The 25,989-nt window shown below is 32.5% G+C and carries 24 protein-coding genes; 10 read left to right on the top strand and 14 right to left on the bottom strand.

Annotation, left to right across the window (positions count from 1 at the left end):
- Position 1: 1 nt before the first annotated feature.
- The 12 genes from glnT to AMN81_RS01865 all read right to left on the bottom strand — a co-directional run bounded on the left by glnT (position 2) and on the right by AMN81_RS01865 (position 12,628).
- The gene (gene glnT, locus AMN81_RS01915; protein ID WP_072090453.1) at positions 2-1,327 is read right to left on the bottom strand and encodes a type III glutamate--ammonia ligase; all 1,326 of its coding nucleotides are present in this window, start codon (positions 1,325-1,327) and stop codon (positions 2-4) included.
- Between the two features lie 17 nt (positions 1,328-1,344).
- Complete coding sequence (locus AMN81_RS06370; RefSeq protein ID WP_179850556.1) at positions 1,345-1,494, bottom strand: hypothetical protein; 150 nt, start codon at positions 1,492-1,494, stop codon at positions 1,345-1,347.
- A 58-nt stretch (positions 1,495-1,552) separates the two neighbouring features.
- A complete protein-coding gene (locus AMN81_RS01910) occupies positions 1,553-1,777 on the bottom strand; it encodes a hypothetical protein (protein ID WP_072090452.1) in 225 nt (74 codons plus the stop codon).
- 11 nt (positions 1,778-1,788) lie between these two features.
- Positions 1,789-3,189 (bottom strand): ammonium transporter, encoded by a 1,401-nt coding sequence (locus AMN81_RS01905; RefSeq protein ID WP_072090451.1) that lies wholly within the window; start codon positions 3,187-3,189, stop codon positions 1,789-1,791.
- A 124-nt stretch (positions 3,190-3,313) separates the two neighbouring features.
- Positions 3,314-3,724 carry a hypothetical protein gene (locus AMN81_RS01900; protein ID WP_072090450.1) on the bottom strand — a complete coding sequence of 137 codons (411 nt, stop codon included), beginning with the start codon at positions 3,722-3,724 and terminating at the stop codon, positions 3,314-3,316.
- An 8-nt stretch (positions 3,725-3,732) separates the two neighbouring features.
- Positions 3,733-5,145, bottom strand: a complete 1,413-nt coding sequence (locus tag AMN81_RS01895; RefSeq protein WP_072090449.1) for an FMN-binding glutamate synthase family protein — start codon at positions 5,143-5,145, stop codon at positions 3,733-3,735.
- Complete coding sequence (locus tag AMN81_RS01890; RefSeq protein ID WP_072090448.1) at positions 5,145-5,999, bottom strand: GltB/FmdC/FwdC-like GXGXG domain-containing protein; 855 nt, start codon at positions 5,997-5,999, stop codon at positions 5,145-5,147. The genes AMN81_RS01895 and AMN81_RS01890 overlap by 1 nt, the downstream gene beginning before the upstream one ends.
- Positions 5,987-6,931: a class II glutamine amidotransferase domain-containing protein gene (locus AMN81_RS01885; protein ID WP_072090447.1), complete on the bottom strand. Its 945-nt coding sequence runs from the start codon at positions 6,929-6,931 to the stop codon at positions 5,987-5,989. The genes AMN81_RS01890 and AMN81_RS01885 overlap by 13 nt, the downstream gene beginning before the upstream one ends.
- Before the next feature lie 32 nt (positions 6,932-6,963).
- Positions 6,964-8,433: a glutamine synthetase family protein gene (locus tag AMN81_RS01880; RefSeq protein ID WP_072090446.1), complete on the bottom strand. Its 1,470-nt coding sequence runs from the start codon at positions 8,431-8,433 to the stop codon at positions 6,964-6,966.
- A 69-nt stretch (positions 8,434-8,502) separates the two neighbouring features.
- Complete coding sequence (locus tag AMN81_RS01875; RefSeq protein WP_072090445.1) at positions 8,503-9,831, bottom strand: NAD(P)/FAD-dependent oxidoreductase; 1,329 nt, start codon at positions 9,829-9,831, stop codon at positions 8,503-8,505.
- 101 nt (positions 9,832-9,932) lie between these two features.
- Positions 9,933-10,283 carry a hypothetical protein gene (locus AMN81_RS01870; RefSeq protein ID WP_072090444.1) on the bottom strand — a complete coding sequence of 117 codons (351 nt, stop codon included), beginning with the start codon at positions 10,281-10,283 and terminating at the stop codon, positions 9,933-9,935.
- Between the two features lie 5 nt (positions 10,284-10,288).
- Positions 10,289-12,628 carry a DUF1989 domain-containing protein gene (locus AMN81_RS01865; protein ID WP_072090443.1) on the bottom strand — a complete coding sequence of 780 codons (2,340 nt, stop codon included), beginning with the start codon at positions 12,626-12,628 and terminating at the stop codon, positions 10,289-10,291.
- A 104-nt stretch (positions 12,629-12,732) separates the two neighbouring features.
- On the opposite strand from AMN81_RS01865, the gene AMN81_RS01860 reads away from it, so the two are divergent.
- The 8 genes from AMN81_RS01860 (at position 12,733) to AMN81_RS01825 (ending at position 20,878) form a co-directional block, all read left to right on the top strand.
- Positions 12,733-13,677, top strand: a complete 945-nt coding sequence (locus AMN81_RS01860; protein ID WP_023854169.1) for an ABC transporter substrate-binding protein — start codon at positions 12,733-12,735, stop codon at positions 13,675-13,677.
- 68 nt (positions 13,678-13,745) lie between these two features.
- On the top strand, positions 13,746-14,210 hold the full coding sequence (locus AMN81_RS01855) for a hypothetical protein (RefSeq protein WP_072090442.1): 465 nt from the start codon (positions 13,746-13,748) through the stop codon (positions 14,208-14,210).
- 34 nt (positions 14,211-14,244) lie between these two features.
- The gene (locus tag AMN81_RS01850; protein WP_072090441.1) at positions 14,245-14,622 is read left to right on the top strand and encodes an MORN repeat-containing protein; all 378 of its coding nucleotides are present in this window, start codon (positions 14,245-14,247) and stop codon (positions 14,620-14,622) included.
- The gene (locus AMN81_RS01845; RefSeq protein ID WP_072090440.1) at positions 14,622-15,173 is read left to right on the top strand and encodes a hypothetical protein; all 552 of its coding nucleotides are present in this window, start codon (positions 14,622-14,624) and stop codon (positions 15,171-15,173) included. Before AMN81_RS01850 ends, AMN81_RS01845 begins: the two co-directional genes overlap by 1 nt.
- A gap of 65 nt (positions 15,174-15,238) precedes the next feature.
- Positions 15,239-16,270: a quaternary amine ABC transporter ATP-binding protein gene (locus AMN81_RS01840; protein ID WP_072090439.1), complete on the top strand. Its 1,032-nt coding sequence runs from the start codon at positions 15,239-15,241 to the stop codon at positions 16,268-16,270.
- Positions 16,271-16,273: 3 nt separating this feature from the next.
- Positions 16,274-18,427 (top strand): ABC transporter permease, encoded by a 2,154-nt coding sequence (locus AMN81_RS01835; RefSeq protein WP_072090438.1) that lies wholly within the window; start codon positions 16,274-16,276, stop codon positions 18,425-18,427.
- 4 nt (positions 18,428-18,431) lie between these two features.
- Complete coding sequence (gene glpK / locus AMN81_RS01830) at positions 18,432-19,910, top strand: glycerol kinase GlpK (protein WP_072090437.1); 1,479 nt, start codon at positions 18,432-18,434, stop codon at positions 19,908-19,910.
- 5 nt (positions 19,911-19,915) lie between these two features.
- The gene (locus tag AMN81_RS01825) at positions 19,916-20,878 is read left to right on the top strand and encodes a 2-dehydropantoate 2-reductase N-terminal domain-containing protein (protein WP_072090436.1); all 963 of its coding nucleotides are present in this window, start codon (positions 19,916-19,918) and stop codon (positions 20,876-20,878) included.
- Between the two features lie 4 nt (positions 20,879-20,882).
- Here AMN81_RS01825 and AMN81_RS01820 read toward each other — a convergent pair whose 3' ends face one another.
- Positions 20,883-22,214, bottom strand: a complete 1,332-nt coding sequence (locus tag AMN81_RS01820; RefSeq protein ID WP_072090435.1) for an NAD(P)-binding domain-containing protein — start codon at positions 22,212-22,214, stop codon at positions 20,883-20,885.
- 77 nt (positions 22,215-22,291) lie between these two features.
- Between AMN81_RS01820 and AMN81_RS01815 the strand changes: the two genes are divergently transcribed.
- On the top strand, positions 22,292-23,449 hold the full coding sequence (locus AMN81_RS01815) for an iron-containing alcohol dehydrogenase (RefSeq protein WP_072090434.1): 1,158 nt from the start codon (positions 22,292-22,294) through the stop codon (positions 23,447-23,449).
- A complete protein-coding gene (locus AMN81_RS01810) occupies positions 23,449-24,237 on the top strand; it encodes a type 1 glutamine amidotransferase (protein WP_072090433.1) in 789 nt (262 codons plus the stop codon). The genes AMN81_RS01815 and AMN81_RS01810 overlap by 1 nt, the downstream gene beginning before the upstream one ends.
- On the opposite strand, the gene AMN81_RS01805 is transcribed toward AMN81_RS01810, so the two are convergent.
- A complete protein-coding gene (locus tag AMN81_RS01805; protein WP_072090432.1) occupies positions 24,229-25,914 on the bottom strand; it encodes a formate--tetrahydrofolate ligase in 1,686 nt (561 codons plus the stop codon). The genes AMN81_RS01810 and AMN81_RS01805 overlap by 9 nt on opposite strands.
- Between the last annotated feature and the right edge of the window lie 75 nt (positions 25,915-25,989).

The raw sequence follows: 25,989 nt of genomic DNA, 5'->3' as shown, positions 1-25,989 counted from the left end.
ACTAACAATCTAGAGTATTATCTTTTTCCCACTTTGTAACATCTTTTGTTTTATCAAAACTATTTTTTGACTTGAATTCATTCATTTCTGAACTTCTTAATTTTATATAACTATTAATTACATCTTTGCCAAAAGCATCATTCATATCTTTATTATTTTTTAATAAATTTAATGATTGTGCAAGTTCATCAGGTAGTTTGGGTAAGTCTGGATATTTAGCGTGGTCTTCATACATATTACAATCCAAAGGTTTACCTGGATCAACTTTATTTTTTAAACCATACAGACCAGCTGCTAAAACACTTGCTTGCAATAAGTAAGGATTAGCAGAACCATCCATTAATCTTAATTCAAATCTTCCTGGATCAGGAATTCTGATCATGTGTGTTCGATTATTACCTGTATACGAAATACTACTCGGTGACCACGATGCTCCAGATTTTGTAGGTGGTGCATTTATTCTTCTATAACTATTGATTGTTGGGTTAAAAAACGCAGATAAAGATGAAGCATTTTTAATTACTCCACCTAAAAAATTATAGGCCATTTTACTTAATCCAAGTTTATCTTTACTGTCTAAGAATTTATTTTTATTATCCTGCCAAACTGATACGTGAGCATGACAACCATTACCGGTTAAATTTCCAAATGGTTTAGGCATAAATGTTGCTCTTAATCCGTGCTTTTCAGTAATTGTTTTTACCATAAACTTAAAAAAGGTATGTCTATCTGCAGTTTTTAGGCATTCTGAATAATCCCAATTCATTTCAAATTGACCGTTAGCATCCTCGTGGTCGTTTTGATAAGGGCCCCATCCCATTTCAATCATACAGTCACAAATCTCCTTAATTAAATCATATCTTCTCATTAATGCAGATTGGTCATAACAAGGTTTGGATTGTGTATCTCTTGGGTCTGCAATTGAGTTTCCGTCAGGTGAAATTAAAAAATATTCACACTCAACGCCCGATTTCATTGTTAAATTTTGTTTTTTTAATTTTTTTATTTGATTTTTTAACATCACCCTAGGTGATGCATCTACTGGTTTGCCATTCATCCATAGATCAGATGCTAACCATCCAACTTCTTTGTTCCAAGGAAGCTGAATTAAGCTATCTGGGTCGGGAATTCCAAACATGTCTGAGTCAGCAGGTGTCATATCTAACCATGCTGCAAATCCAGCAAAACCAGCTCCTGCATTCTGCATATCCTTTATCGCGTGAGCAGGCACTAATTTTGATCTTAGTACACCAAATAAATCTACAAAACTTATTAAAAAATATTTAATTTTTTTTTGTTTGGCAATTTGAAATAAATTTTTAGACACAATTTAGGTTAACACAATTATTTAAAAAAAGATAAAATTGTTTCTTTATAATAAATTAAATTCACAACAATAATTACAATTACAGCTAGTATTGCACCATACTTAGCCTTAGGAAATGCTACACCTCTCATTTTTGAGGGTCTTAGTTCTTCTTTATTATCTTCCATGAATATTGAATATAAAAAAGGGCGCCACATTTAAGTAGCGCCCAAATTTTAATTTAAATTACCAGTCAGTAATATTGCTTTTATGATCGTTAGCACTATGCCTCTTCTTTGCAAGTCTTGAAAGTTCTTCACTTTCAGATCTTGCTGTAAGAACGTGCCAACCAACCCATAAAATAATACCAATAATGACCAGCATTCCTTCTACTGAACCAGCTCCCGGGTAAATTGCTCCGGCAACTTCCTCAGCACTAAGATGATCTATCCAGTTTGATACTGTAGCCATATTATTCTCCTTTACCTGGTTGCAGATGAAACTGCTTTTTCATCTTCTTTAGCAGATTCCATCATTTCATAGTCTAATCCAGCTATCTCTACTTCACGTGGGATTCTTAGTTTACCCATACCGTTAAGTACTTTAGCTATGATATAGCCTGGTATTAGTCCAAGAACTACGAACATTATTATTGCTCCTAGAAATTGTCCTAATGGGTTAATAGTAGCATAAGTAGTTCCATCCCACATAGCTCCAACACTGTAACCAGATGATGGATAACCATTTAAAACAAAACCACAAATTACTAGACCAACAAATCCAGCATAACCATGTACTGCTACTGCACCAACTGCATCATCAATTTTGAACTTACGTTCAACCCAGTAATGTAGTTTGTATGCAATCACAACACCGATCATACCAATGATCATTGCTTGAATTGGGTGATATAAATCATTTCCAGCTGAAGCACAGATAACACCTGCTAGTCCACTTGAGTAAGTCCAGAAAGGATCACCTTTAGCAATCCAATAACCAGCTAATAATCCACCTGATAACGACATCAGGAAGTTAAAAGTAATACCACTAAGTGTAGTAGGGGTTACGTATATGTTTGTAGCTGTCCAATAAGTTACACCTTCCATACCGTATTCAGGTCCTAGGTCAAAAATAGGTATGTTACATGCAGCATAAAATCCCCAGAATCCAGTATAAATTAAAAATAATCCAACTGTAACTAGCCAAGGATTTCTTGGTCCAATGTTTCTTGGTTCACCACTTGATGAAAATTTACCAATTCGTGGTCCTAAAACCATTAGAACACCTAGAGCAAATCCACCCGCGATTGCGTGAATTACCCCCGATGCATAGGCATCGTGATATCCTAAAATTTTAAGCATCCATCCATCAAAATGCCATCCCCAAGCAGCATCAATTGTCCAAAATACTGAACCAATTGCGATGGCTAAAATACCAAATGCAAAAGTTGTAATTCTTTCAATGATTGCTCCTGAAACAATAGATGCAGCAGTCCATGAGAATAATAAAAAGGCAGCCCAGAAGACACCAGAAATGTGGTCTCCTAAATTGACAGCCATTAACTCACTTGTTGCTGTGTACCATGTAGCACTAAACGCAGACTCGTCTGTGATTAGAGCAGTGCTTTCATTCATTATTGAAGGCGCAATTCCCGGTCCTGTTGGGAATGCCCAATAAATCCACCAACCAAAGAAAAACCAAGTTACTGTTACCAAAGGTATCAGCATAGTGTTTTTCATAAGAGTATGTTGATGGTGTTTGTATCGAGAAGCTCCAACTTCATACATACAGAAACCGACGTGAATTAAGAACATCAGCACTACTGTTACCCAGTAGTAAAATTCTGTAAATATGGTTGTAAGAGCACCTAACTGATCAGTCATATTCTCTCTCCATATTAGTTTATGGAAGCCTATTAAATTTTGTGATTCGATACAAATATAAAAAGGTTTAAAAACCTAGTATATTCACTAGGTTTTTAAAAATAATCAACTCTTAATTGAATTATTAAAATTTTAAATAAGCTTTTTTTAAATCAACAAGTGGATGTTTTGGAGACATTTGAAACTTAACCAAAAGTTCTCTTGCAATCATATCTCTATCTTGCTGATTATTTGGTAGTTTTATTGATTTCGGAATTGTAACCCATCCATTTGCATTTCTACAGAATACCGCAGGTCTGTCTTCTTCATAGCCCATATGTACATCTTCCAACCAATTTAAATCATCCCATCCCATTGCTTCTATATATTTCTTAAGAAAAGGAGTTAGTTTAGAATAGTCAGGTAAAAGATTAACATCGTATCTGTAACCAATAGACTGACCAATCATTTTTTCTCTGGCAGTCTCTTTCTTTTTACCTAACTGACCTTTGATCTCTTTTGTTTTTGCTACTTTTTTATTTTTTTTCTTTGGCATAGTTACCTCTATATTTTGTGGTAGTTATCAACACCAACTGTGTAGTTAGTTCCAGCTAACGGAACTTTTGCTAAAGCTGATGCTTCTGATGTTAAAGCAGCTAAATCTTCAGGCTCTAGAGAGTGGATATTTGTTTTACCACAAGCTCTTGCTAAAAGCTGAGCCTCTAAAGTCATTGAGTGAAGATAGTTATAAACTCTTAATGCAGCATCATCAGGGTTTAATCTTGCTCTTAATTTAGGATCTTGAGTAGCAACACCAACTGGGCAACGTCCAGTATGACAGTGATAACATTCACCTGCTTTTACTCCCATTTCTTTTTCAAAGTTTGCTTCTGGGATATCTTTGTTGCAGTTTAATGCAATCATTGATCCTGTACCAATAGCTATTGCATCAGCTCCAAGAGCCAAAGCTTTAGCCATGTCAGCACCGTCTCTTACTCCACCAGCATAAATTAATGTTACTTTTCCAGTTTTTCCAACATCATCGATTGCTCTTCTAGCTTCTCGAATTGCAGCAATACCAGGAATACCAGTGTTTGCAGCAGCGATATGTGGACCTGCTCCAGTAGATCCTTCCATTCCATCTAAGTAAATAGAGTCAGGGTCACATTTTGCAGCCATACGCACATCATCATAAACTTTAGATGCACCTAATTTTAATTGAATTGGCACTTTATTTTTTGTTAATTGTCTTAGCTCTTCTACTTTTAAAGCTAAATCATCTGGTCCTAACCAGTCAGGGTGTCTCGCTGGAGATCTTTGGTCAATACCAGATGGTAATGATCTCATCTCAGCAACTTGGTCAGTAACTTTTTGACCCATTAAGTGTCCGCCCATTCCAACTTTTTGACCCTGTCCAATAAATACTTCAATACCATCTGCTAATTGTGCATGATGAGGATTAAAACCATATCTTGATTGAATACATTGGTAGTACCATTTTTCAGAATATCTTCTCTCATCAGGTATCATTCCACCTTCACCAGAACATGTAGCACTACCTGCCATAGTTGCTCCTCTTGCTAAAGCAGTTTTTGCTTCATAAGAAAGGGCACCAAAACTCATTCCTGTAATATAAACTGGAATATCTAACTCAATTGGATTTTCACATCTTGGTCCAATAACAGTTTTCGTTTCACATTTTTCTCTGTAACCTTCGATTACAAATCTAGTTAGTGTTCCAGGTAAGAAAACTAAATCATCAAATGTAGGAATTTTTTTCATCAATGCCATTCCTCGCATTCTGTATCTTCCTAATTGAGATTTAATATGAATGTCGTCTATTACTTCAGGTGTGAAGATAGCATTATGACCTAATAAACTTTTATTTCTTTTACCTTCTTCATGTGCATGGACATCAGCTTTTCCACCAACACCTTTTCCATTTTTTTTAACTTTTTTAGATTTTTTCTTAGGCATTATATTGCTCCCTTCTTCTCTGTAGGTTCCAAATTGTCATAATTCCAAAGTTTTTTACCTGCTACAATTTTTTTCATTTTACTAACGTCAAAATTTTCACCAATCTCAGCTACTTTTAATTTTCTCTTTAGCCAATCTTGATCACTTTTAGTTAACTCAGCGTCTACAGCATCACTACCATATGATCCAATTTCTCCACCTACGAAAATTGTCCCATCGTACATCGAGTCACCTAAATTTATCCCTACATCTCCAAGGATAATAATTCTACCTCTTTGCATCATAAAACCAGTAAAGGCACCAGCGTCACCACCAATTATTATAGTTCCACCTTTCATATCAATACCAGTTCTGGCACCAACACTACCTTTGCAAATTAAATCCCCACCTCTAATTGCTGCGCCAAAACAAGATCCAGCATTTTTTTCGATTACTACTTTACCAGCCATTAAATTTTCTGCACATGACCATCCAACTCTTCCATTAATTCTAACTATTGGACCATCACAAGAACCCATTCCAAAGTATCCTAAACTTCCTTCAAAAATTAAATTCAGTTTATTCAAAATACCAACTCCAAGACTGTGTTTACCTTGAGGGTTTTTAATAACTATTGTTCCATATCCTTGGCTCATTAAGTTATCGATTTCTTTATTAGCCTCAGGAGCTGTCATGTCTTTAACATCTAGCTCTGTTCGTTTATTGAAATCTACATCGTATGTACCAAAGTAATAAAAGTTTTCTGCTTCATCAGGATTAAAGAATTTTTGTTGAGTTCTTCCTGTTAATACTTCTGTGTGCATACCCATTGATTGGGCTTTTGATTTTTTTGAAACTGTTTTTAGATTTGCCATACTTTCACCTCCCCATCAAACGGATCATATGTATCAATTTCTTGTGGTAATACAGATCTAATTGCAATTTCTTCAGACCCCATAGCAACCAAATCATCAGACTCATATAAGACCAAAGGTTTTGCAGCCATAGTATCTTTTGCCATTCCTAAAGAGTCTTTTGTTGCAACAAAGTAAGTAAAAACACCATCTAAACCAGTTAAAGATGCTTTCATTCCTTCTTCTAAAGTTGCTCCATCTCTCATTTTTTCAGCAAGGTAAACTGCAATTAATTCTGAGTCACACTCAGACATAAATCTCATACCTTTGTTTTCTAAAACTCTTCTGTTATTCCAGTAGTTTGTTAATTGTCCATTATGAACTACAGATACATCGCTAAATGGATATCCCCAGAAAGGGTGGGCAGATTTGATATCTACACCAGACTCTGTAGCCATTCTAGCATGACCTATAGCATGTGTTCCAACAACTTTATCTAAGCTATATCTGTCACAAACCATTTTAGCGTTTCCTAGATCTTTAATCACTTCTAATGATTTACCCATAGAAAGAATTTCAACACCTGGAATACTTTCTATACGTTGTGAAAATTCCAAAAGGTCTTTAACATTGTAGTCAATTTCATACCTTAAAGAGTATGGAAGAGTTCTTTCTTCTTTAACTATTTTAGCTCCCATTTCAGAAAGAGTTTCATCTACAATTTTTTTTCTTTCATCGTAAACAGATACATCCTCCATAACTGATGAACTTCCTTCTCCAACGTTTTCTCCAACTTTAAAACGCATGATGAAATTTTTACCATCAGTATCGCCATATAAAGCGTAACCTGTTGAATCTTCTCCTCTATGTTTTAATGCTTGAAGCATGCCTTGCAATTCACTTCCAACATTAGAAGATTTTCCTCTATGAATTAAACCTGCTATCCCACACATATATTTATACCCTTTCTATCTATTTCTGTGACCTACGGTAGACAATCAAGATAAGTATCCAGATCCCATTGTGTTGTTGCACCAAGAAATCTTTCCCACTCATCGTTTTTGTACCAATGGAAAACTTTATACATTTCATCTGGCATTGCAGATTTGATTACTTCATCCTCTGCCAGTCTATCCAAAGCTTCACCTAAACTTAATGGAAGTTTTTTAACATCTTTACCAGCTTTTTGAGCTTCATAAATATTTCTAGATTCTGGAGCTGCTGGTTTCATTTTCTTACTTATACCTTCATCGCAAGCTTTTAATAAAGCAGCACCTAATAAGTAAGGATTGTGCATCGAGTCTACTGATCTATACTCAAATCTTCCTGGAGCAGAAACTCTTAAACCACAAGTTCTGTTTTGATATCCCCAGTCAGCGTAAACAGGAGCCCAAAATCCTTGATCCCATAATCTTCTGTAAGAATTTACAGTTGAAGATCCAAGAGCCGTTAATGCTGGCAAGTGTTTCATGATACCTGCAATAGATTGTAAACCAATTTTACCTGGCATTTGCATATCCTTTGTATCAGGCATGAAAGTATTTGTTCCACCCTCAACATAACTAAACACTCCATCAACCCCTGGTAAAGATTTATGGCCAAGTTTATTTACTTTAACAGTTCCACCTTTCCATAAAGACATATTTGTATGACATCCACTTGCAGAAACACCCATAAAAGGTTTTGTCATAAAGCAAGCAATTAAATTATGTTCTCTTGCAACTTGAGCACAAATTTGTCTGTAAGTAGATAATCTATCTGCATTTCTTAAAACGTTATCGTAAGTCCAGTTTAATTCTAATTGACCTGGTGCATCCTCATGGTCACCCTGAATCATATCAAGACCCATTGCGTTAGCGTATTCTATTACTTTCATAAATACTGGTCTTAAAGACTCAAATTGATCAATATGGTAACAGAAAGGTTTTGAGAAACCTTTTCCTGAAGGTGTTCCATCTTCGTTTTTAGTTAACCACATCATTTCAGGCTCTGTACCTACTCTTAATTCTAATCCATGTTTCTTTTTAAATTCATCCATGAAAATTCTTAAATTTCCTCTACAGTCAGAAGTTAAATGACCACCTGGATTTTCTCGTTCTTCTCTGTTTCTGAAACATGTACAAAATACTCTTGCAACTCTTTTGTCCCAAGGTAATTGAACGAAAGTTTCTGGATCAGGAATTCCCACAAGCTCCATAGCTTCTGGTCCGTAGCCGATGTAATTATTATGACGATCTAAGAATAAATTTGCAGTAGAACCATAAACTAATTGAAAACCTTTTTCTGCAGTTCTTTCCCAATGGTCAGCAGGGATACCTTTTCCAACAACTCTTCCAGTGACTGAAATGAATTGAAAATAAATATAAGTTATTCCTAATTCTTTAATTTTAGCTCTTACGTCTTTTACTAATTTTGCACGTCCAGGTTGGTTAACGTGTTTTTCTAGATCTGTCATTTTCACCCCTCAATGAATTTAATTTATTCAAACGTAGCTGAAAAATTTATTTGTGTCTAGGCTTAGAGTCTAGCTCCAAGGAAACGGACTGTTCGAAGTAGGGTGAAGTTCTCCCTTCTCGTAACGGTTGAATCTAAATGGTTTTAATAAATCACTTTCAGTACCAAGAATTTCTTTTGCAACAAGCTCACCAACACCAATCATTTTGTATCCATGGTTTGCATCTGCAATCATGTAAACGTTTTCAAAAAATCTATCAAAAATTGGAAAAGAGTCTGGCGTCATGCATCCAAGACCACCCGAAGGTCCTTTTCTATATAAATCAGATTTACCTTCAAATCTTTTTTGACAATGTGCTAAAGCTGAACACCACATTTCACTAAATGCATCAGTTGTTTGATATTCAGGTGACTCAATTCCATAAGGATCAACATTAACTTGATCAAAATGTTTTTTGACTATGTAAGGTGAAGTACCACCTTGAACACCTAAACCTTCAATGTCAGGTTTGTAATAAATTCCCCAAATTTTATCTGTTAATAATTTTTTAGTTTTGTCTGAATATAACGGAGCAGTCGAATCTACATGAACTACAGGTGGTTGTTTGCCATCATTTGTTTTCAAAAAATCAGGTTCAACACCAATAACACCTTCTTGTAACATCCAATATGTCCACATATCTGTTACATGCATTTTACCGTCTTTGCCTTTAATGTTAGCAGTTTTAGGTAACTCTAACATATTCCAAAAATCTCTCGCCCATGGACCTGCACCGATAACAACCTGTTCGCACTCAATTGTACCTTTGTCTGTTTCTACTCCTGTAACAGCTTGACTGTTACTTCCTTTTTTAAATCCTGTAACTTTTACACCTTTCATTACTTGCACACCATTTGATGTAGATTTACTCTCTAGTGCTTTAATTGAATCTTTGTTAAACGCGTATCCACCTTTTTTTTCATGAAGTACAGAAGTAATACCTTGTGCTTGCCAATCATCAAAAATACCCTTCATATAATTCGAACAATCTTTTTCACCTTCTATAAATACTGACTCGTATCCAATAGCTTTTTGTTGTTCGTAAATAGTTGCAACATCTTCGTGCATTACCTCAGGTGATATTTGTAAATAACCAACTGGGTTATATTTAAATGCTTTAGGATCACTTTCCCACACAGAAACTGAGTGAGCCATTAATTCTCTCATTGCTGGTTGGAAATAATTATTTCTTACAACTCCACAAGCAATTCCACTTGCACCAGCAGCAGTATCTTTTTTTTCTAAGACAACGATGTCACCAGGATTTTTGTAAGTTTCAGAAAGTTTCCAAGCAGTACTTAGACCGTGAATTCCACCACCGATTATAACTACTTTTGCTTTCGAAGGTAATGTCGTCATGTGAAAACATTATTTTTTGCAAATAGTAATTAATATAATTTTTTATAGAACTAAAAATTATATATATAATTTAGATATTTCGATTTTTATGAAATTTATCGCTAATAACTTATATTTTTTAAGGTATCCAGGTATTCATTAAATTCTTTAATAAATGAATCACTAGGAATTATATTTTTTATCCTTTGGTCTGTTGATGTTTTTTCAAGACGAAAGAATCCTTTTTCACAAGCTTCAGTAATAATTAATGCAGATTTTGGTCTAGATGTTTTAAATAATTTAGTTTTAAGTTCTTCTACAGATAGTTTTTTATTTTCTTTATGTGCAGACATAACTAATAACATCATATGATAGTGAGAAGGAGATTTTCTAAAAAAATAGTTACTAGCGGTGTGAGATTGTCTCATTTGATCTTCCCAAAAATCTAATAACGTCTTTTTTTCTTTTGGCATTATTTTTAAGCTCTGACTCTTGATTTGGTTGGATCGTAGAATGGAAAACCAACAACTTTAGCACCAATCCTTTTTTGATGACCATCGATTTTACCTATTTCAACTTCAGTACCGATTTCTGAGTATTGAATATCTATTCTGCAAAGAGCAATATTTTTATTCAAAGTAGAGGACAAGCATCCACTGGTAACTATACCAACCTGTGATCTTCCAATATGAACACAGTCTCCGTGTCCTGCTATTTCTTTTCCATTAAGTTCTAGGCCTACCAATTTCTTTTGTGGGTTAGCTTTTCTTTTAATCAATTCCTCTTTACCAATAAAATCTTCTTCTTTTGTTTTCAGTGGAACGGCAAAACCAATACCAGCTTCAAAAGGATCTTGCTCTCCATCAAACTCTGCGCCATATAAAATTAAACCTGCCTCAATTCTTAGTTTGTCTAAGGCAGCAAATCCTGCTGGTATCAATCCATCATCTTTACCTGCTTCCATTAATTTATCCCAAACTTCAGGAGCATGTTTTGGATGACACCAAACTTCATAACCTAACTCACCAGTATAACCTGTTCTAGAAACAATTAACGGAATACCTTGAAGCTCTTCTATTCTACAAATTGTAAATCTAAACCAGCCCAATTCATCTATCGAAGGCTGTGTAGGTGGTGTAAAGATAATTTTTTTTAAAATTTCTCTACTTTTTGGACCTTGCAAAGATACATTGCTAATTTGATCAGTAGAGTTTTTCACAATAGCATTAAAATTCTTTTTCTTTGCAATTTCTTTAAGCCATTCTCCACCATACTCATCTCCACATATCCATCTAAAACCTGTTTCGCTTAATCTTAAAAGAGTTCCATCATCGAACATCATTCCATTTTCGTAACACATTGCAGAATATACAACCTGTCCAACAGAAAGTTTTTTTATATTTCTTGTAAGAGTGTAATTCATTAACTCTTCAGCATCAGGACCAATTATTTCAAATTTTCTTAGTGATGATAGATCAATTAATACAGAATCATTTCTGCAAGCGTTGTACTCATTAACCAAACCATGCTTGGTGTAATCATTTGGAAGCCAAAAACCTCTAGCATCAACAAAGTTTCTAGTTAATTTTGAAGTTCTTTCATAAAAGCCAGAATTTCTAGTAAGTTTATTTTCAGAGTCTGTTTTCATTCTAAAACCAAATGACTTTCTAAATTCTTTATTTTTATCGTAAGTTCTAACAAATATATTTGTAGGATTCCATGAATTACAAGGATCTATATCACTTGGACATGCAGTTGTTCCTATTGTTAAATCTTTTAAAGCCTTAAACATTACATAATCTCCAGGCCTTGAATAAGATTCATCAGAAATAACAGAATTCAATCCTCCAGCTGAGGTGTTAAAAAATAAATTAATTGCATGCCAACCTTTTTGTTTCTGAACACCATATTTCGACATACTTTCAGTTAAATTATCCGAACAGTTTGGGTGACCAAAATACCCCGCATCTTCATAATATTTTGAAGTACATGCAAGATTAAAAGTATCGTGTTTACCAACAGTATCTCTTATTACTTCAACAAGTGGCTCATGATCTGTATCATAAAATTTAGAGAACAAACCTGGTCCTGGGAAAGTATTACCCATGAATGTTCTCGTGGTTTGCCAGTCTAATCCTTTTTCAATTCCTTTTTCTAATTTTCTTGTGTCGAAAGCCACAAAGTCAGAGCATTGTCTGCCAGTTGGACTTATCACCTGAATATAATCTCCTTCTTTAACCTCATAAGATATTGAAGTTTCTTTATTTATATTTTCTTCGTAAGTAGGTTCGAAAACAGGATCAGGAATTACATTTAATTCCTTATCATTAACAATTTTAGCTCTTTTAACAAATATAGTTAAATCAGTTGGTGGATTTTGTTTTGTAACATCCATATCTTCGCCAGGTGCTGAAAATATTGCGTAACATTTATCTTTTGATTTTAATTTAATTTTTTCACCAGGTTCTGCGTCTAGATCAAATATAATTGATGATTTTGAATTAGAAATTTTTAAATTTCTTTTTTTTAACTGATAGTTGGTCGCTAAAATTGTTTCATCATTCCCATTAAGAATATTTCTTATAAAGTTTTTTTCATTGTTTGATTTAAGATTTAAAATTCCAAGATCTGAATTTCCATCTTTTCCAAAACAAATAATCTCACATATTTGATTTCCTTCATTATTGATTATTTCTACTTCATCATCAGGAAAAATCTGAAAACCAGTTAGACCACCACCATTAACAACATGTCTTTCAACTCCAGGTGGTAAAATATTCAAACCAGGATATTTGATATCTTTGCTTGTGCCTAACATTTTTTAAATTTAAGTGAGACCATAATATAATCAAAACGAGTTGACTATAACTTTAAATAGGAACATACTTTAAGTATTAATATATTAATAATAGAGGGGTATATATGAAAAAAATAATATCTTTACTATCTGCTCTAGTTATTTCTGTTGTAAGTTTTGCAGGAATTTCAAATGCTGATAGCAAAAAGCCCATCGTAATCCCAACACATAACTGGTCATCTCAAATTGTAATGGCTTATGTTATTGGTGGAATTTTCGAAAGTATGGGTAATAACGTAAAATACGTAAACGCTGACTCACAAGCAGTTTATGAGTCAATTAGAATTGGAGATGTAACTATATCTCACGAGGTATGGGAATCTGCATTCGGTAAATCATTTACTACTGCTTTAGATAAAGGTGGTTTATTAGATTGGGGTGATCATGAAGCAAGAACTCTTGAGGATATGGGATATCCAAACTGGGTTGCTGAAAAAGGATTATGCCCAGGTCTACCAGATTGGACAGCTTTAAAAAATCCAGATTGTGCAAAAAACTTTACAACACCTGACTCTCCAGATGGAAAAGGAAGAATGTTGGAAGGTCCACAAACTTGGCATGGTGACTTAATTCCACAAAGGGTTGATGCACTAGGTTTAGGTGACTTATGGTGGGTTAAATTTGCTGGAAGTGCTGATGCACTTTGGGCAGAATTATCTGCAGCTGAAAAAGAAGGAAGAGGAACAATTATCTTCAACTGGACGCCTAACTTTACAGATGGTGCTGGTTTTACATTTATTGACTTCCCTCCATACACAGCTGGTTGCAGACCAGAAGATGGTGGAGATGGTAAATGTGGTTCTCCTGATGGATACTTGAAAAAAGCAGTTCATGAGGATTTCCCAAAAACTCATCCTGATGCAGCAGCAGCGTTTAAGAAAATGTCATTCTCTACAAGTCAAATTGGTGCAATGGCAGCTTTAGTTGACGTTGACAAAATGACTCACGAAGATGCAGCTAAAAAATGGTTAGCTGATAATAAGTCAGTTTGGCAAGCATTTACCAAATAAGGTAAAAGTTTAAATTTATAATCTCTCCCAACGTAGTTGGGGGAGATTTTTTTTAAGTATGACTAACTATGATTAAAAAATTTTTTTTAGTTGTTCTATTAAGTTTATTTTTTTTTAATTTATCTTTTGCAAAAAATATAAATATACAAGAAAATATTAATTTAAGTTTAAAATGTAAGCTAGAAAAAAAAATAATTAAAAATTTAGAATATAATTACAAAACTTTTTTACCAGAAGAATTAAAAGACAAGGATTTAGATAAATTTCAAATTAAAGCAATAAAACCCGAAACACTTTTTATAGATGGGCTTTCTTTATTTCTTTCAAAATCTACAAAACTAAACGTTAAAATTGTTAATAAAGATGTTGTTTTATTTAAAGCAATTGATGCAGAAAAAAATTATTCAGAATCTGCTATTGTAACTAGAAAATCAGGTGAATTAATCCATGAAATTACTAAAAATATTAAAAGTGAAAACTCAGAAAAATATATATTTTTCTATTCATGTAAAAAAAGGGAAAAAAAAGTCTGATTTTTTTTTAAATGATTTTGTGTAAAATATTAAAATGAATAAAATTATTATTACTATAATTATAGGGTTATTAGCTTCGTCCTCTGTTTTAGCAAGAAGCACTGGTTGTAAAGAAGGCAACTGTGAAAACGGTTATGGTAAATGGGTTTATACAGATAAAACTACTTATGAAGGTGAGTGGGTTGGCACAAAAAAACAAGGTCAAGGTATCGAAACATGGCCTAATGGTTATATTTATAAAGGGGAATTTAAGAATAGTGAATGGAGCGGACAAGGAACTTTAACTTTTCCTGACGGGTCTACTTATGAAGGAGAGTGGTCCAAAGGTTTTATGAATGGCCAAGGAACATTTACTTGGGCAGATGGAAAACAAAAATCAGGCATTTGGAAAAACGGTAAGTTACAAGAATAATGTCAAAAGAAAATTATCTTAATAAAATAAAAGCTTTACATGAATCAATAAGAGAATTTATTGGTCTCATAATTATTACTCTTGTAGTGATTATGTCTTTCAGCATTTTAAATGGAATTTTTGGTCAAGGTGATGACTTAGTAAAAAGAATGAAATTAGAAGAAGAAAGAATTGCTGAGGAAAAAAAGCTTAGTGAATTAATATCTAAATTGCCTTCAGGAATATTAGTTTCATTTGATGGCACAGATCACTATAAATTGACAGATGAGGTATATGAACAGGTATGTAAAGCTACAAAACTAATTCCACAAAGAGCAATAATGGGTGCAAATTTTTTAAATTTTAGAGCACATGAGCTTTATACAATTAATGGAAATAAAATTGATGAAACTTTTGTAAAATGGGACAAAGAAAAAGGCAAATGTTTTGCTGGTTTTACGGTTAGTGGAAATAATGTAGGTGTTGATGAAAGTATTACTATAAGTGGAGAAGCTTTAAGTTTTTTAAGCACAGGAATTGATACTAGAGTTTATTTTATTAAAAATTTTTAATTAAGAAAGGTAACAATTATTAACATTTTAATTTTATTTAATTTAAGATAACTTTAAAAAAATTTATGTCTGAAATTGTAATCAAATGTGAATCGGTTTACAAAATTTTTGGAGAAAATGCCAAAAAGATGCTTGAAGAGTCTAACGGTAATGTAGATGCAAAAACTTTCCAAGAAAAAGGATGTATAGTTGGAGTAAACAACGCCTCTTTTGAAGTTGCCAAAGGAGAAATGTTGGTAGTAATGGGACTATCTGGTTCAGGCAAATCAACACTTCTAAGATGTATTTCAAGATTAACAGATGCTACTGGTGGAAAAATTTTTATTGAAGGTCAAGATTTATTAGAACTAAATAATAAAGAGCTTATTGAGCTTAGAAGGAATAAAATGGGAATGGTTTTTCAAAGCTTTGCTTTGTTACCTCATAAAACAGTAGTTGAAAACATTGCTTTCCCACTACAGATCAAAGGTACCAATACTGAAGATAGCATTAATAGAGCAATGGAAATGGTAAAACTAGTTGGACTTGACGGAAGAGAAAACTATTTTCCAAGAGAGCTTTCAGGCGGGCAACAACAAAGAGTAGGGATCGCAAGATCATTAGCTGTGGAACCAGATATATGGTTTTTAGATGAACCCTTTTCTGCATTAGATCCATTAATAAGAAAAGAAATGCAAGATGAGTTTTTAAGACTTCAGGAAAAATTACAAAAAACAATTATGTTTATTACCCATGATTTTGATGAGGCATTAAAGTTAGCTGATCGTATAGCGATTATGAAAGATGGTATAATTGAACAATTAGATACACCCGCAAATATCGTGCTAAACCCAGCAACTGAATATGTAAGAAAGTTTACCGAAGAAGTGCCGAGAGAGAAGGTTTTGATTATTGAGGATGTAATGGATGCTTCAAGTAAAGATGATTTAGGAGATTTAAAAGTATCAAAAGATGAAATTATAGAAAATGTTGCAGAAAAAATACTTACTCAAGAAAAATTAGTAGGAGTAGTTGACTCAAATAATAATATTGTAGGATCAATTAAACCTTCAAAAATAATAGATACAGTTTTTGGAGGAAGAAAAAACGGTAGTTAAAATATGGAGTATTTAAAAAAATATCCAAAATTATTTCAATGGTTATTTTTGTTAATTGTATTTTTTGCCTTATGTTTTGCTATTGATGTTCCTGAAACTTATAAATTTATAAGAGGCCAGGCAGAATTTGTTAAAGATCCAAACCAAAGTGTTTACTTTTTTCTAGGTAAAGAGGTTAGGTATTATGCCTTTGATGTATTTTGGAGATTACCTCCACTTCTAGGATGGTTGCCTATTTGGATAAATGATTCTTTATTTTTCTTAATGAATGAGTGGATGCCAATGGAGTTTTGGAACGAAGATACTCAAGAATTTAAAACTCGACCAATACTTTTACAGATAAGTAGAAATTTAACTGCATTCATGACTTTTTTAATTGAATTAATTAGAGAAATTTTATTGGGGGGCTTAGAAACTATTGTTGCATTCACTAGTTGGGATTTTATTGATGCTTATCCTTGGTTAGAGTTACCAGGTTTACCTTGGACTATTGTTGCAGCTGGAGCAGCGATACTTTCTTATAAATTAAGTGGAAAAGGATTAGCTTTGTTTGCAGGTTTAACAATGATCTATATTTCTATATTTGGTCAATGGAAACCTTCAATGCAAACACTGTCTTTTATACTTGTTGCGGCTCCACTTTCATTTATTTTTGGTTTAGGTCTTGGTATTGCAGCTTACAAAAGCAAACGTATTGAAAAAGCATTGTACCCAATTCTTCTTGTGATGCAGACAATGCCACAATACGCTGTATTAGTTCCTGCACTTGTTCTATTTGGAGTTGGAGATCATGCTGCTGTAATAATTACTATGGTTGTTGCAGTTCCGCCAATGATATTACTTACAATATTGGGTTTAAGGGCTATACCTCCAGAAGTTATTGAAGCAGGACGAATGAGTGGGTGTACAAATTGGCAACTAATGCTCAAGGTGTTAATTCCTACAGCAAGACGAGATATTTTAATTGGAGTTAACCAAGTTATTATGGTTTGTTTTTCAATGGCAGTCATATCTGCTTTCATTGGTGCAAAAGGTTTAGGATTTAACTTATTATTAGCTTTGAACCAACTTAATATTGGATTAGCATTGGAAGCAGGATTGTGTATTAGTTTAATTGCAATTCTTCTTGATAAAATGTCTTTAGCTTGGGCAAATAAACAAACAGATTATTTTGGTAATCTGACATTTTTCCAAAGAAATAAAAACGTAATATTTTTTGCAGCTTCATTCGTAATTGGAATAATTCTTGCATATGTTGGCACTTTTATTTTCAAAGGTAGTTTTAATTACTTGTTTGAAATTCCACATAACAAAGGAATATCAACAGCAGATTTTTGGAATAAAGGAGTTGATTGGATTTTTGATACTTTCTTCGTGTATATTAAAGCATTCAATACATGGTTAATTCAAGATGTGCTTCAGCCGATGAGAGCTTTATATTTAAGAATGCCTGCAGTTGCTACATTGGTACTAGCAGTTGGTGCAGGGTATTTAATTGGAGGAATTCGTTCAGCATTAGTTGTTGCTGCTTTAACTTTATTTATAGCATTAAGCCCATGGTGGGATAGAGCGCTAGTTACATTATATATGGCAACTTTTGGTGTAGTTATTTCTTGTTTGATAGGATTTACAGTTGGCACTTTATGTTTTCAGAATAAAAAATCCGCTGCGTTTATGCTAGGGGTTTGTGATATTTTTCAAACTTTCCCATCATTTGTATATCTAATTCCTGTGATGATGCTTTTTGGGATTACAGATACTTCTGTATTAATTGCAGTAATTGTTTATGCCACAATTCCTGCAACAAGGTACACAATTGAAGGTTTAAGAAGCGTTCCGGTTGGTTTGCATGAGGCCGCAACAATGTCTGGAGTTAATAAATTTCAAAGATTAACAAAAATTGAATTTCCACTAGCATTCCCACACATGATGCTTGGTCTAAATCAAACAATTGTTTTTGCTTTATTCATGGTGATAATAGGAGCCTTCATTGGAACAGAGGATCTTGGTCAGTATATCTTAAAAGCACTTTCAGATAAAAATGGGGCAGGAATCGGTTTAACTTTAGGTATCTGCGTTGCATTTATAGGTTTAATTTTTGATAACTTAATTAGAACTTGGGTTGGAAAAAGAAAAAAACATCTCGGTATAGATTAGTATTTTGAAAAAATTTATTATCTCGATTGACCAGGGGACAACTTCCTCGAGAGTAGTGCTATTTGATATTAAAGGCAATATTCAATTTATATCTCAATATGAATTTAAACAATACTTTCCAAGAAATGGTTGGGTAGAGCACAATCCAAATGAAATTTGGTCGACAACATTTAAAGCGTTAAAACGAGTAATCAAAAAAGCTAAAATTTTAAAAGGTCATATACTTACAATTGGAATTACAAATCAAAGAGAAACTACAATTTTGTGGAATAAAAAAACTGGAAAACCTGTTTATAATGCAATTGTTTGGCAAGATAGAAGAACCCAGGAATATTGTAAATCTCTAAAGAATAAAAATTATGAAAATACTTTTAGAAAAAAAACAGGATTATTTATAGATCCTTATTTTTCTGCCACTAAAATAAAATGGATTTTAGAAAATGTAATGGTTTCAAAAAAGTTATTAAAAACTAATAATTTATTATTTGGTACAGTAGATACCTTCTTAATCTGGAAATTAACTAAAGGTAAACAGCATTTAACTGAAGCTACCAACGCAAGTAGAACTATGTTGTTTAATATCAATAACAATAAATGGGATAATGAAATTTTACAGAAATTAAAAATTCCAAGGAGCATCTTGCCAGAGGTAAAAAATTCTGCAGATAATTTTGGAAAAACAGACAAGAGAGTTATAGGAAAAGAAATACCCATTTCAGCTGTTTTAGGAGATCAACAAGCTGCAGCTGTAGGACAAGCTTGTTTTGAAAAAGGATCAATTAAAAGCACCTATGGTACAGGCGCTTTTATAATAATGAATACTGGATCAAAAAAAATTAATTCAAAAAATAAGTTATTAACCACAATTTGTTATCGATTGAACAATAAGACTACGTATGCTCTTGAAGGATCTATTTTCATAGCAGGAGCAGGGGTACAATGGTTGAGAGATAAAATTAAACTAATAAACAATGCTTACGAAACTGAAAAAATAGCTAAATCAACAAAAACTAACAATGAAGTTTATGTTGTCCCAGCTTTTAGTGGAATAGGTGCACCTTATTGGAGACCTGATGTAAGAGGTTTAATAACAGGACTTACAAGAGATAGTGATTGGAAAACTTTAGTGAGAGCGACCGTTGAGTCAGTTGCTTATCAAAGTAATGACTTATTTTATTCAATGAATAAAGATGGTTTAAAACCCAGAATAGTTAAAATTGATGGTGGTATGGTAGCTAATAATTGGTTCTCACAATTTTTGGCAAATATAATTAATTTAAAAGTAGTTCGACCTAAAATTTTAGAAACGACTGCTCTCGGGGCCGCGCTGTTAGCAGGTTACCAAATAGGAGAATTTAAATCATTAAATCATATTAAAAATACATGGAGAAAAGATAAGGAATTTATACCAAAAATTGATAAAAATTTGAGAAATCACTTATTGCAAGGTTGGCAGCAAGCAATTAAAAAAACTTTAGCATAATATTTATGAAAAAAGTTTTAATAATTGGAGCAGGAGCAATGGGTGCAGCTTTTTCTGTTCCTTTAATTGACAACAATCAAAAAGTAACTTTGACTGAACCATATAACCTAAATTTACTAAAAAAATTAAAGAATAAAAAAAAATTTCATCCAGCTCTAAAAATTAACTTATCAAATAAACTCAATCTTAAGAAATTTAGTCCTGAACTTTTGAATGAAAAATGGGATTTAATAGTCGTTGCTGTAAGCTCAGTAGGTATAGACATGATAAAAAATTATCTAAAAGATCTTAAACAAAAAACTTTAATACTTGTTTTAACAAAAGGTTTAAAATTTCAAAAAAAAAGTAAAAAATTAATAAGTATGTCTGAGCAATTAAATTTAAATAAAAAAAATTTAAACATTTCAATATTAAAAGGACCTTGTTTAGCAAAAGAATTAGCAAGGAAGGTAAAAAGTTATACTGTAATAGCAAATAAAAATATAAGTATTGCTAAAAAAATTGGAAAAATGATTTCAACTCATTATTACAAAACAGAATATTCATCAGATGTAAAAGGTGTTGAGTTTTCCTCTGCTATTAAGAATATTTATTCGATGATAATTGGATCGGGTCAAGGAAATAATACTTCCTCTGCTTTATTCAGAAAATCAATAGATGAAATGAAATACTTAATTAAATTTTTTAGAGGAAGAGAAGAAACAGTATATGGTTTAGCTGGTATTGGAGATCTTTATGTGAGTGCTGTAGGTGGCAGAAATAGCAAAATGGGAGAATACTTAGGTAAAGGATTTTCTTTTAAAAATGCAAAAAAGAAATTTATGAGAAATGATACCATTGAAGGAGCTGATTTAGCCAATGAAATTGCCCCCTATATTTTAAGAAAAATTAATAAGAAAAAAATCCCACTAATGATTGCATTATTAAATTCAATTAATAAAAACAAAAAATTAAAAATAAATTATTAAATTTTTATTTGTTTAAAAAAGTTTTCATTGAGTCATCCATCGCTTTTTCCCAAGGTGTGTGATGGATTGGTGCAACAGATCCAGTTACTGGAGACGAAAACGATTTATTTCTATAAGTTAGAATATCCTCTACCTTATGGTGTTCCCATTCTTTAAAATGTTTTCTAATTAATTCAAAATCTATTTTTGGATAATCAGACATATCATGAAGCTCTTTTGTATATTCTGTTTGAAAATCAATCATTTGATCAGGATTTTCTAATTTTTCTTCCATTGAAACCCATTTATTTATGTCTTTTTTTATTTCTTCATCACTAGGCATTTTGATTTTCCCCATGATCACATCTCTTGCATACCATCCCTGACAGTCAAACATGTTAAATGTATGAAACTGGTCCTGCATACCTAAGTATAAAAGTTTATGATTATCTTGCCACACAACACCTTTGTAAAGTTTTGGTGGATATAATCTGTTATGAGTTTTTAATTTTAAACTTTCATCTAAAAACGGGAAATGATGAAGATATCCAGTACATAAAATAACTACATCAGCATCTTGTTCTGTTCCATCTTTAAATATAGCTTTTTTTCCTTCTAACCCATCTAAGTAATGGACTTCTTTCATGCCTTTTGGCCATTTAAAGCCCATTGGATTATGCCTATAACCAATCGTTACACTTTTAGCACCATATTTATTACATTGTAGGGCTATATCTTCAGCTGAATAGCTGCTTCCCAAAACAATCACATCTTTTCCTCTGAACTCTTCTGCATCTCTAAAATCATGTGAGTGCATTATTCTTCCTGGGAAAGAATTCATTCCTTTATATTCAGGAATAAAAGGTACAGAAAAATGACCTGTAGAGATTACCACATAATCAAACGTTTCATTTAAAATTTTATTATTAACTTTATCTTGGTAGCTAATTTCAAACTTATCATTTTTATAATTAGTATTTGTAACTCTTGTATTAAATTTAATCTTACTTTTTATATTTCCTTTGCTCACTCTTCCTAAAATATAATCTTGCAGCACTTCTCTTGGAGGGAAAGAGGGAATTGGCTTTCCAAAATGTTCATCAAAAGAATAATCAGCAAATTCTAAACACTCTTTAGGTCCATTAGACCATAAGTATCTGTACATACTGTTAGGTACAGGATCTCCATATTGATCTGAACCAGTTCTCCAGTTGTAGTTCCATAAACCACCCCAACTTTCTTGTTTTTCAAAGCAAACTATTTCAGGAATTTTTTCTCCTTTTTTTTCTAAATGCTCAAATGCTCTTAATATTGAAAGTCCACATGGACCAGCGCCTATGATTGCTACTTTTGACATAGAATTTTTCCTATCATTAATAAATTTATAAATATATCTTACTAACAATTTTTAAAAAAATAAAATTATATTTTGTTATGGGTATTAATTGGAATTATCCAACCATTATGTGGATAGGAGAAAATAGAATTGAAGATTTATCCTTAGCCTGTAAAGAGTTAAATATTTCAAATCCATTATTCGTAACAGACAAGGATTTAATTAACTTAGACTTAATAAAAAATGTAATATTAAGATTAAAAAAAAGTTTTAAAAATTTAGCTACCTTTTCTAATTTTACGGGAAATCCTATTGGAGAAAATGTAGAAGAAGGCGTTAAAGTTTATAATAACTCGAACTGTGATGGTGTAATAGCTTTAGGAGGTGGAAGTGGTTTAGATGTTGGAAAAACTATAGCATTTATGTGTAAACAATCTCGACCGTTATGGGATTTCGAAGATATTGGTGATTACTGGACAAGAGCTGACATTTCAAAAATTTCAAAAATTATTGCAGTTCCAACCACTGCTGGGACTGGATCTGAAACTGGTAGAGCATCTGCAATCATTAATAAAGAAACAGGTGCAAAAAAAATTATTTTTCACCCAAAAATGTTACCTTCGATTGTTATTTTAGATCCTTTACTTACACTAGAATTATCTCCAAGATTAACAGCAGCAACAGGAATGGATGCACTAGCTCATAATTTAGAAGCGTTTTGTGCACCAGGATATCATCCAATGGCTGATGGTATGGCAATAGAAGGAATGAAATTAATTAAAAATTCATTAATTAAAGCCTTTAAAAATGGAAAAGATGTTAAGGCTAGAATGGATTTACTTTCTGCAGCTTCAATGGGTTCGACTGCGTTTCAAAAAGGACTGGGAGCAATCCATTCATTGAGCCACCCTGTAAACGGTAAATTCAATGTTCACCATGGTTTATCAAACGCAATATTTATGCCTTATGTTTTAACATTTAATAAATCATCAATTGAAAATAAAATAATATCAATTTGTGATTATCTTAATTTAAATAAAAATTTTGATAGTTTTTTAAATTGGATTTTGGAATTAAGAAAAAATTTAAATATTCCAAACAAATTATCAGATGTGATGGATTGTAATAATATTGATTTAGATGAGCTTTCTTTAATGGCATTTGAAGATCCATCAACAGGAGGAAATCCTAAAAAGTTAAGTCAAAATGATCTAAAAGAAATGTATATGAAAAGCATTTCTGGAGAATTATTTTAATGAAAAAAATATTGATAGTAGAAGGAAACTTACGAGAAGAAAACCAAAGTTTTTCTGAGGCTGGAATTCAAACACATACAGAAAGCCTTAAAGATAGCTTAGCTTATTTCACAGATAAATTAGAAACTCACGTAGTTAATCCTTCTTCAGATGAAAATATTTATCAAAATATTGATGCACTTGAAAGCTATGATGGTCTTATTTGGGGTGGTAGTAGTTTAAATATCTATAACAATACTCCAGAAATAAAAAGACAAATTGAATTTATGAAAGAATGTCAGCAAAAAATCAAAAAAATTTTAGCAATATGTTGGGGTATGCAAGTAGCTGTAACCGCAGCTGGTGGAGAAGTAAAAAAATGCACAAGAGGATCTCATAGAGGTATTGCCTCAAATATAGAAATTAATGACAATGGTTTAAATCATCCACTCTATAAAAATAAAGATCAAAAATTTAATACACCAGCATTTAATTTTGATGAAGTCGTAACAATGCCAGAAAATTCAATTTTATTAGCTTCAAACTCAATAAATAATGTTCAAGGAATAAATTTTAAAGTTGGTAACTGTAATATATGGGGTCTTCAATACCACCCTGAGATTACTTATAATAAAATGATCAATTTGATTATTTTCAGAAAAAAAAGACTTTTAGAAAAAGGGGCTTTTAAAGATGAGAATGAAATAGATAATCACATCAAACACATAGAAATTGAGAATAATAAATTAGATAAAGTTTCCAGAATGAGAGAATTGGAGAACTGGTTAGACTATTTAAATTTAGAATAAACCTTCTATTTCACCTTTTTTATTTAACTTAATTGAGTCTGCTGCTGGAACTCTTGGAAGACCAGGCATTGTCATTATCGCTCCACAAATAACAACTATAAATTCAGCACCTGATGATAGTCTTACCTCCCTTATTGGAAGAGCATGGCCAGATGGAGCACCTTTTAAATTAGGATCAGTTGAAAAACTATATTGAGTTTTTGCAACACAAATTGGTAATTCACCGTATCCTGCTGCTTCAAAGTTTTTTAGTTGTTCTCTTATTTTAGTATCAGCAATTACTTCATCAGCTCTATAAATTTCTTTTGCTATAGTTTCTATTTTTTTAAACAATGGTGTTTTACTTTCGTATAAGAATTTAAATTTTGCCTCATCTTTTTCGCATAATTCAGCAACATGTGCTGCTAAATCTTTTGTTCCCTCACCACCATTTGCCCAATGAGTACAAAGGCTTGCTTTAACACCTAAAGTATTGCAAAAATCTATTAGTGCTTTTACTTCACTATCTGTATCTTTGATAAAATGATTAACAGCAACTGCAACTGGTAACCCAAATTTTTTAACATTTTCAATATGCCTCTCAAGGTTAACCAATCCTTTTTTAAGTGCATCTACATTTTCGTTTTTTAAATCTTCTTTTGCAACTCCACCATGCATTTTTAATGCTCTGATTGTTGCAACTATAACTACACAACTAGGTTTTAAATTTGATTTTCTGCATTTAATATCTAAAAATTTTTCAGCACCCAGATCAGCACCAAACCCTGCCTCTGTTACAACGTAATCTGCAAGTTTTAATCCAGTTTTTGTTGCAATAACTGAGTTACATCCATGTGCTATATTTGCAAAAGGACCACCATGTATAATTGCAGGATTGTTTTCTAATGTTTGTGTTACGTTAGGTCTAATGGCTTCTTTAAGAAGAACAGTCATAGGCCCTTGAGCATTTAAATCTTTTGCATAAACTGGTTTTTTATCTCGGTTATATCCAATTGTAATATTCCCAATTCTTTTCTCTAAATCTTCTAGATCATTCGACAAACAAAAGATTGCCATTATTTCTGATGCAACAGTAATATCAAAACCATCCTCTCTTGGAAATCCATTAGCAACACCACCTAGATTTATATTTATTGATCTTAAAGATCTATCATTCATATCCATAACTCTTTTCCAAACAATTCTTCTAACGTCTATGTCTAATTTATTTCCCCAATAAATATGATTATCAATTAATGCAGATAACAGATTGTGAGCTGATGTGATTGCATGAAAATCACCTGTGAAATGTAAATTTATTTGTTCCATAGGAACAACTTGAGCATATCCTCCGCCAGCTGCACCACCTTTCATTCCAAAAGAAGGACCAAGACTTGGTTCTCTTAAACAAACAATAGATTTTTTTCCGATTTTATTTAATCCATCATTCAATCCAACAGAAGTAGTTGTTTTACCTTCACCAGCTGGAGTTGGAGTGATTGCAGTTACTAAAATTAATTTTCCATCTGGTTTATCTTTAAGAGTGTCTAAATATTCCAAATTTATTTTTGCGATGTGTCTTCCCATTGGGCTGAAAGCTGCACTCTCATCAGGGACATTTATCTTTGCTAAAATATCATTAATTGGTTGCATTTTAGCTTCTCTAGCTATCTGAATATCTGACTTTACATCGCTCATGAATAATCCTTTAAGTTAAAAACATTTACCTGTGACTTCTTATCCTTTTTTGAGATATTTGGAAACTTCTAAAAA

The sequence above is a fragment of the Candidatus Pelagibacter communis genome (assembly GCF_001179845.1).
Taxonomy (GTDB): domain Bacteria; phylum Pseudomonadota; class Alphaproteobacteria; order Pelagibacterales; family Pelagibacteraceae; genus Pelagibacter; species Pelagibacter ubique_Q.
This window is presented reverse-complemented; position numbering and strand designations above follow the sequence as displayed.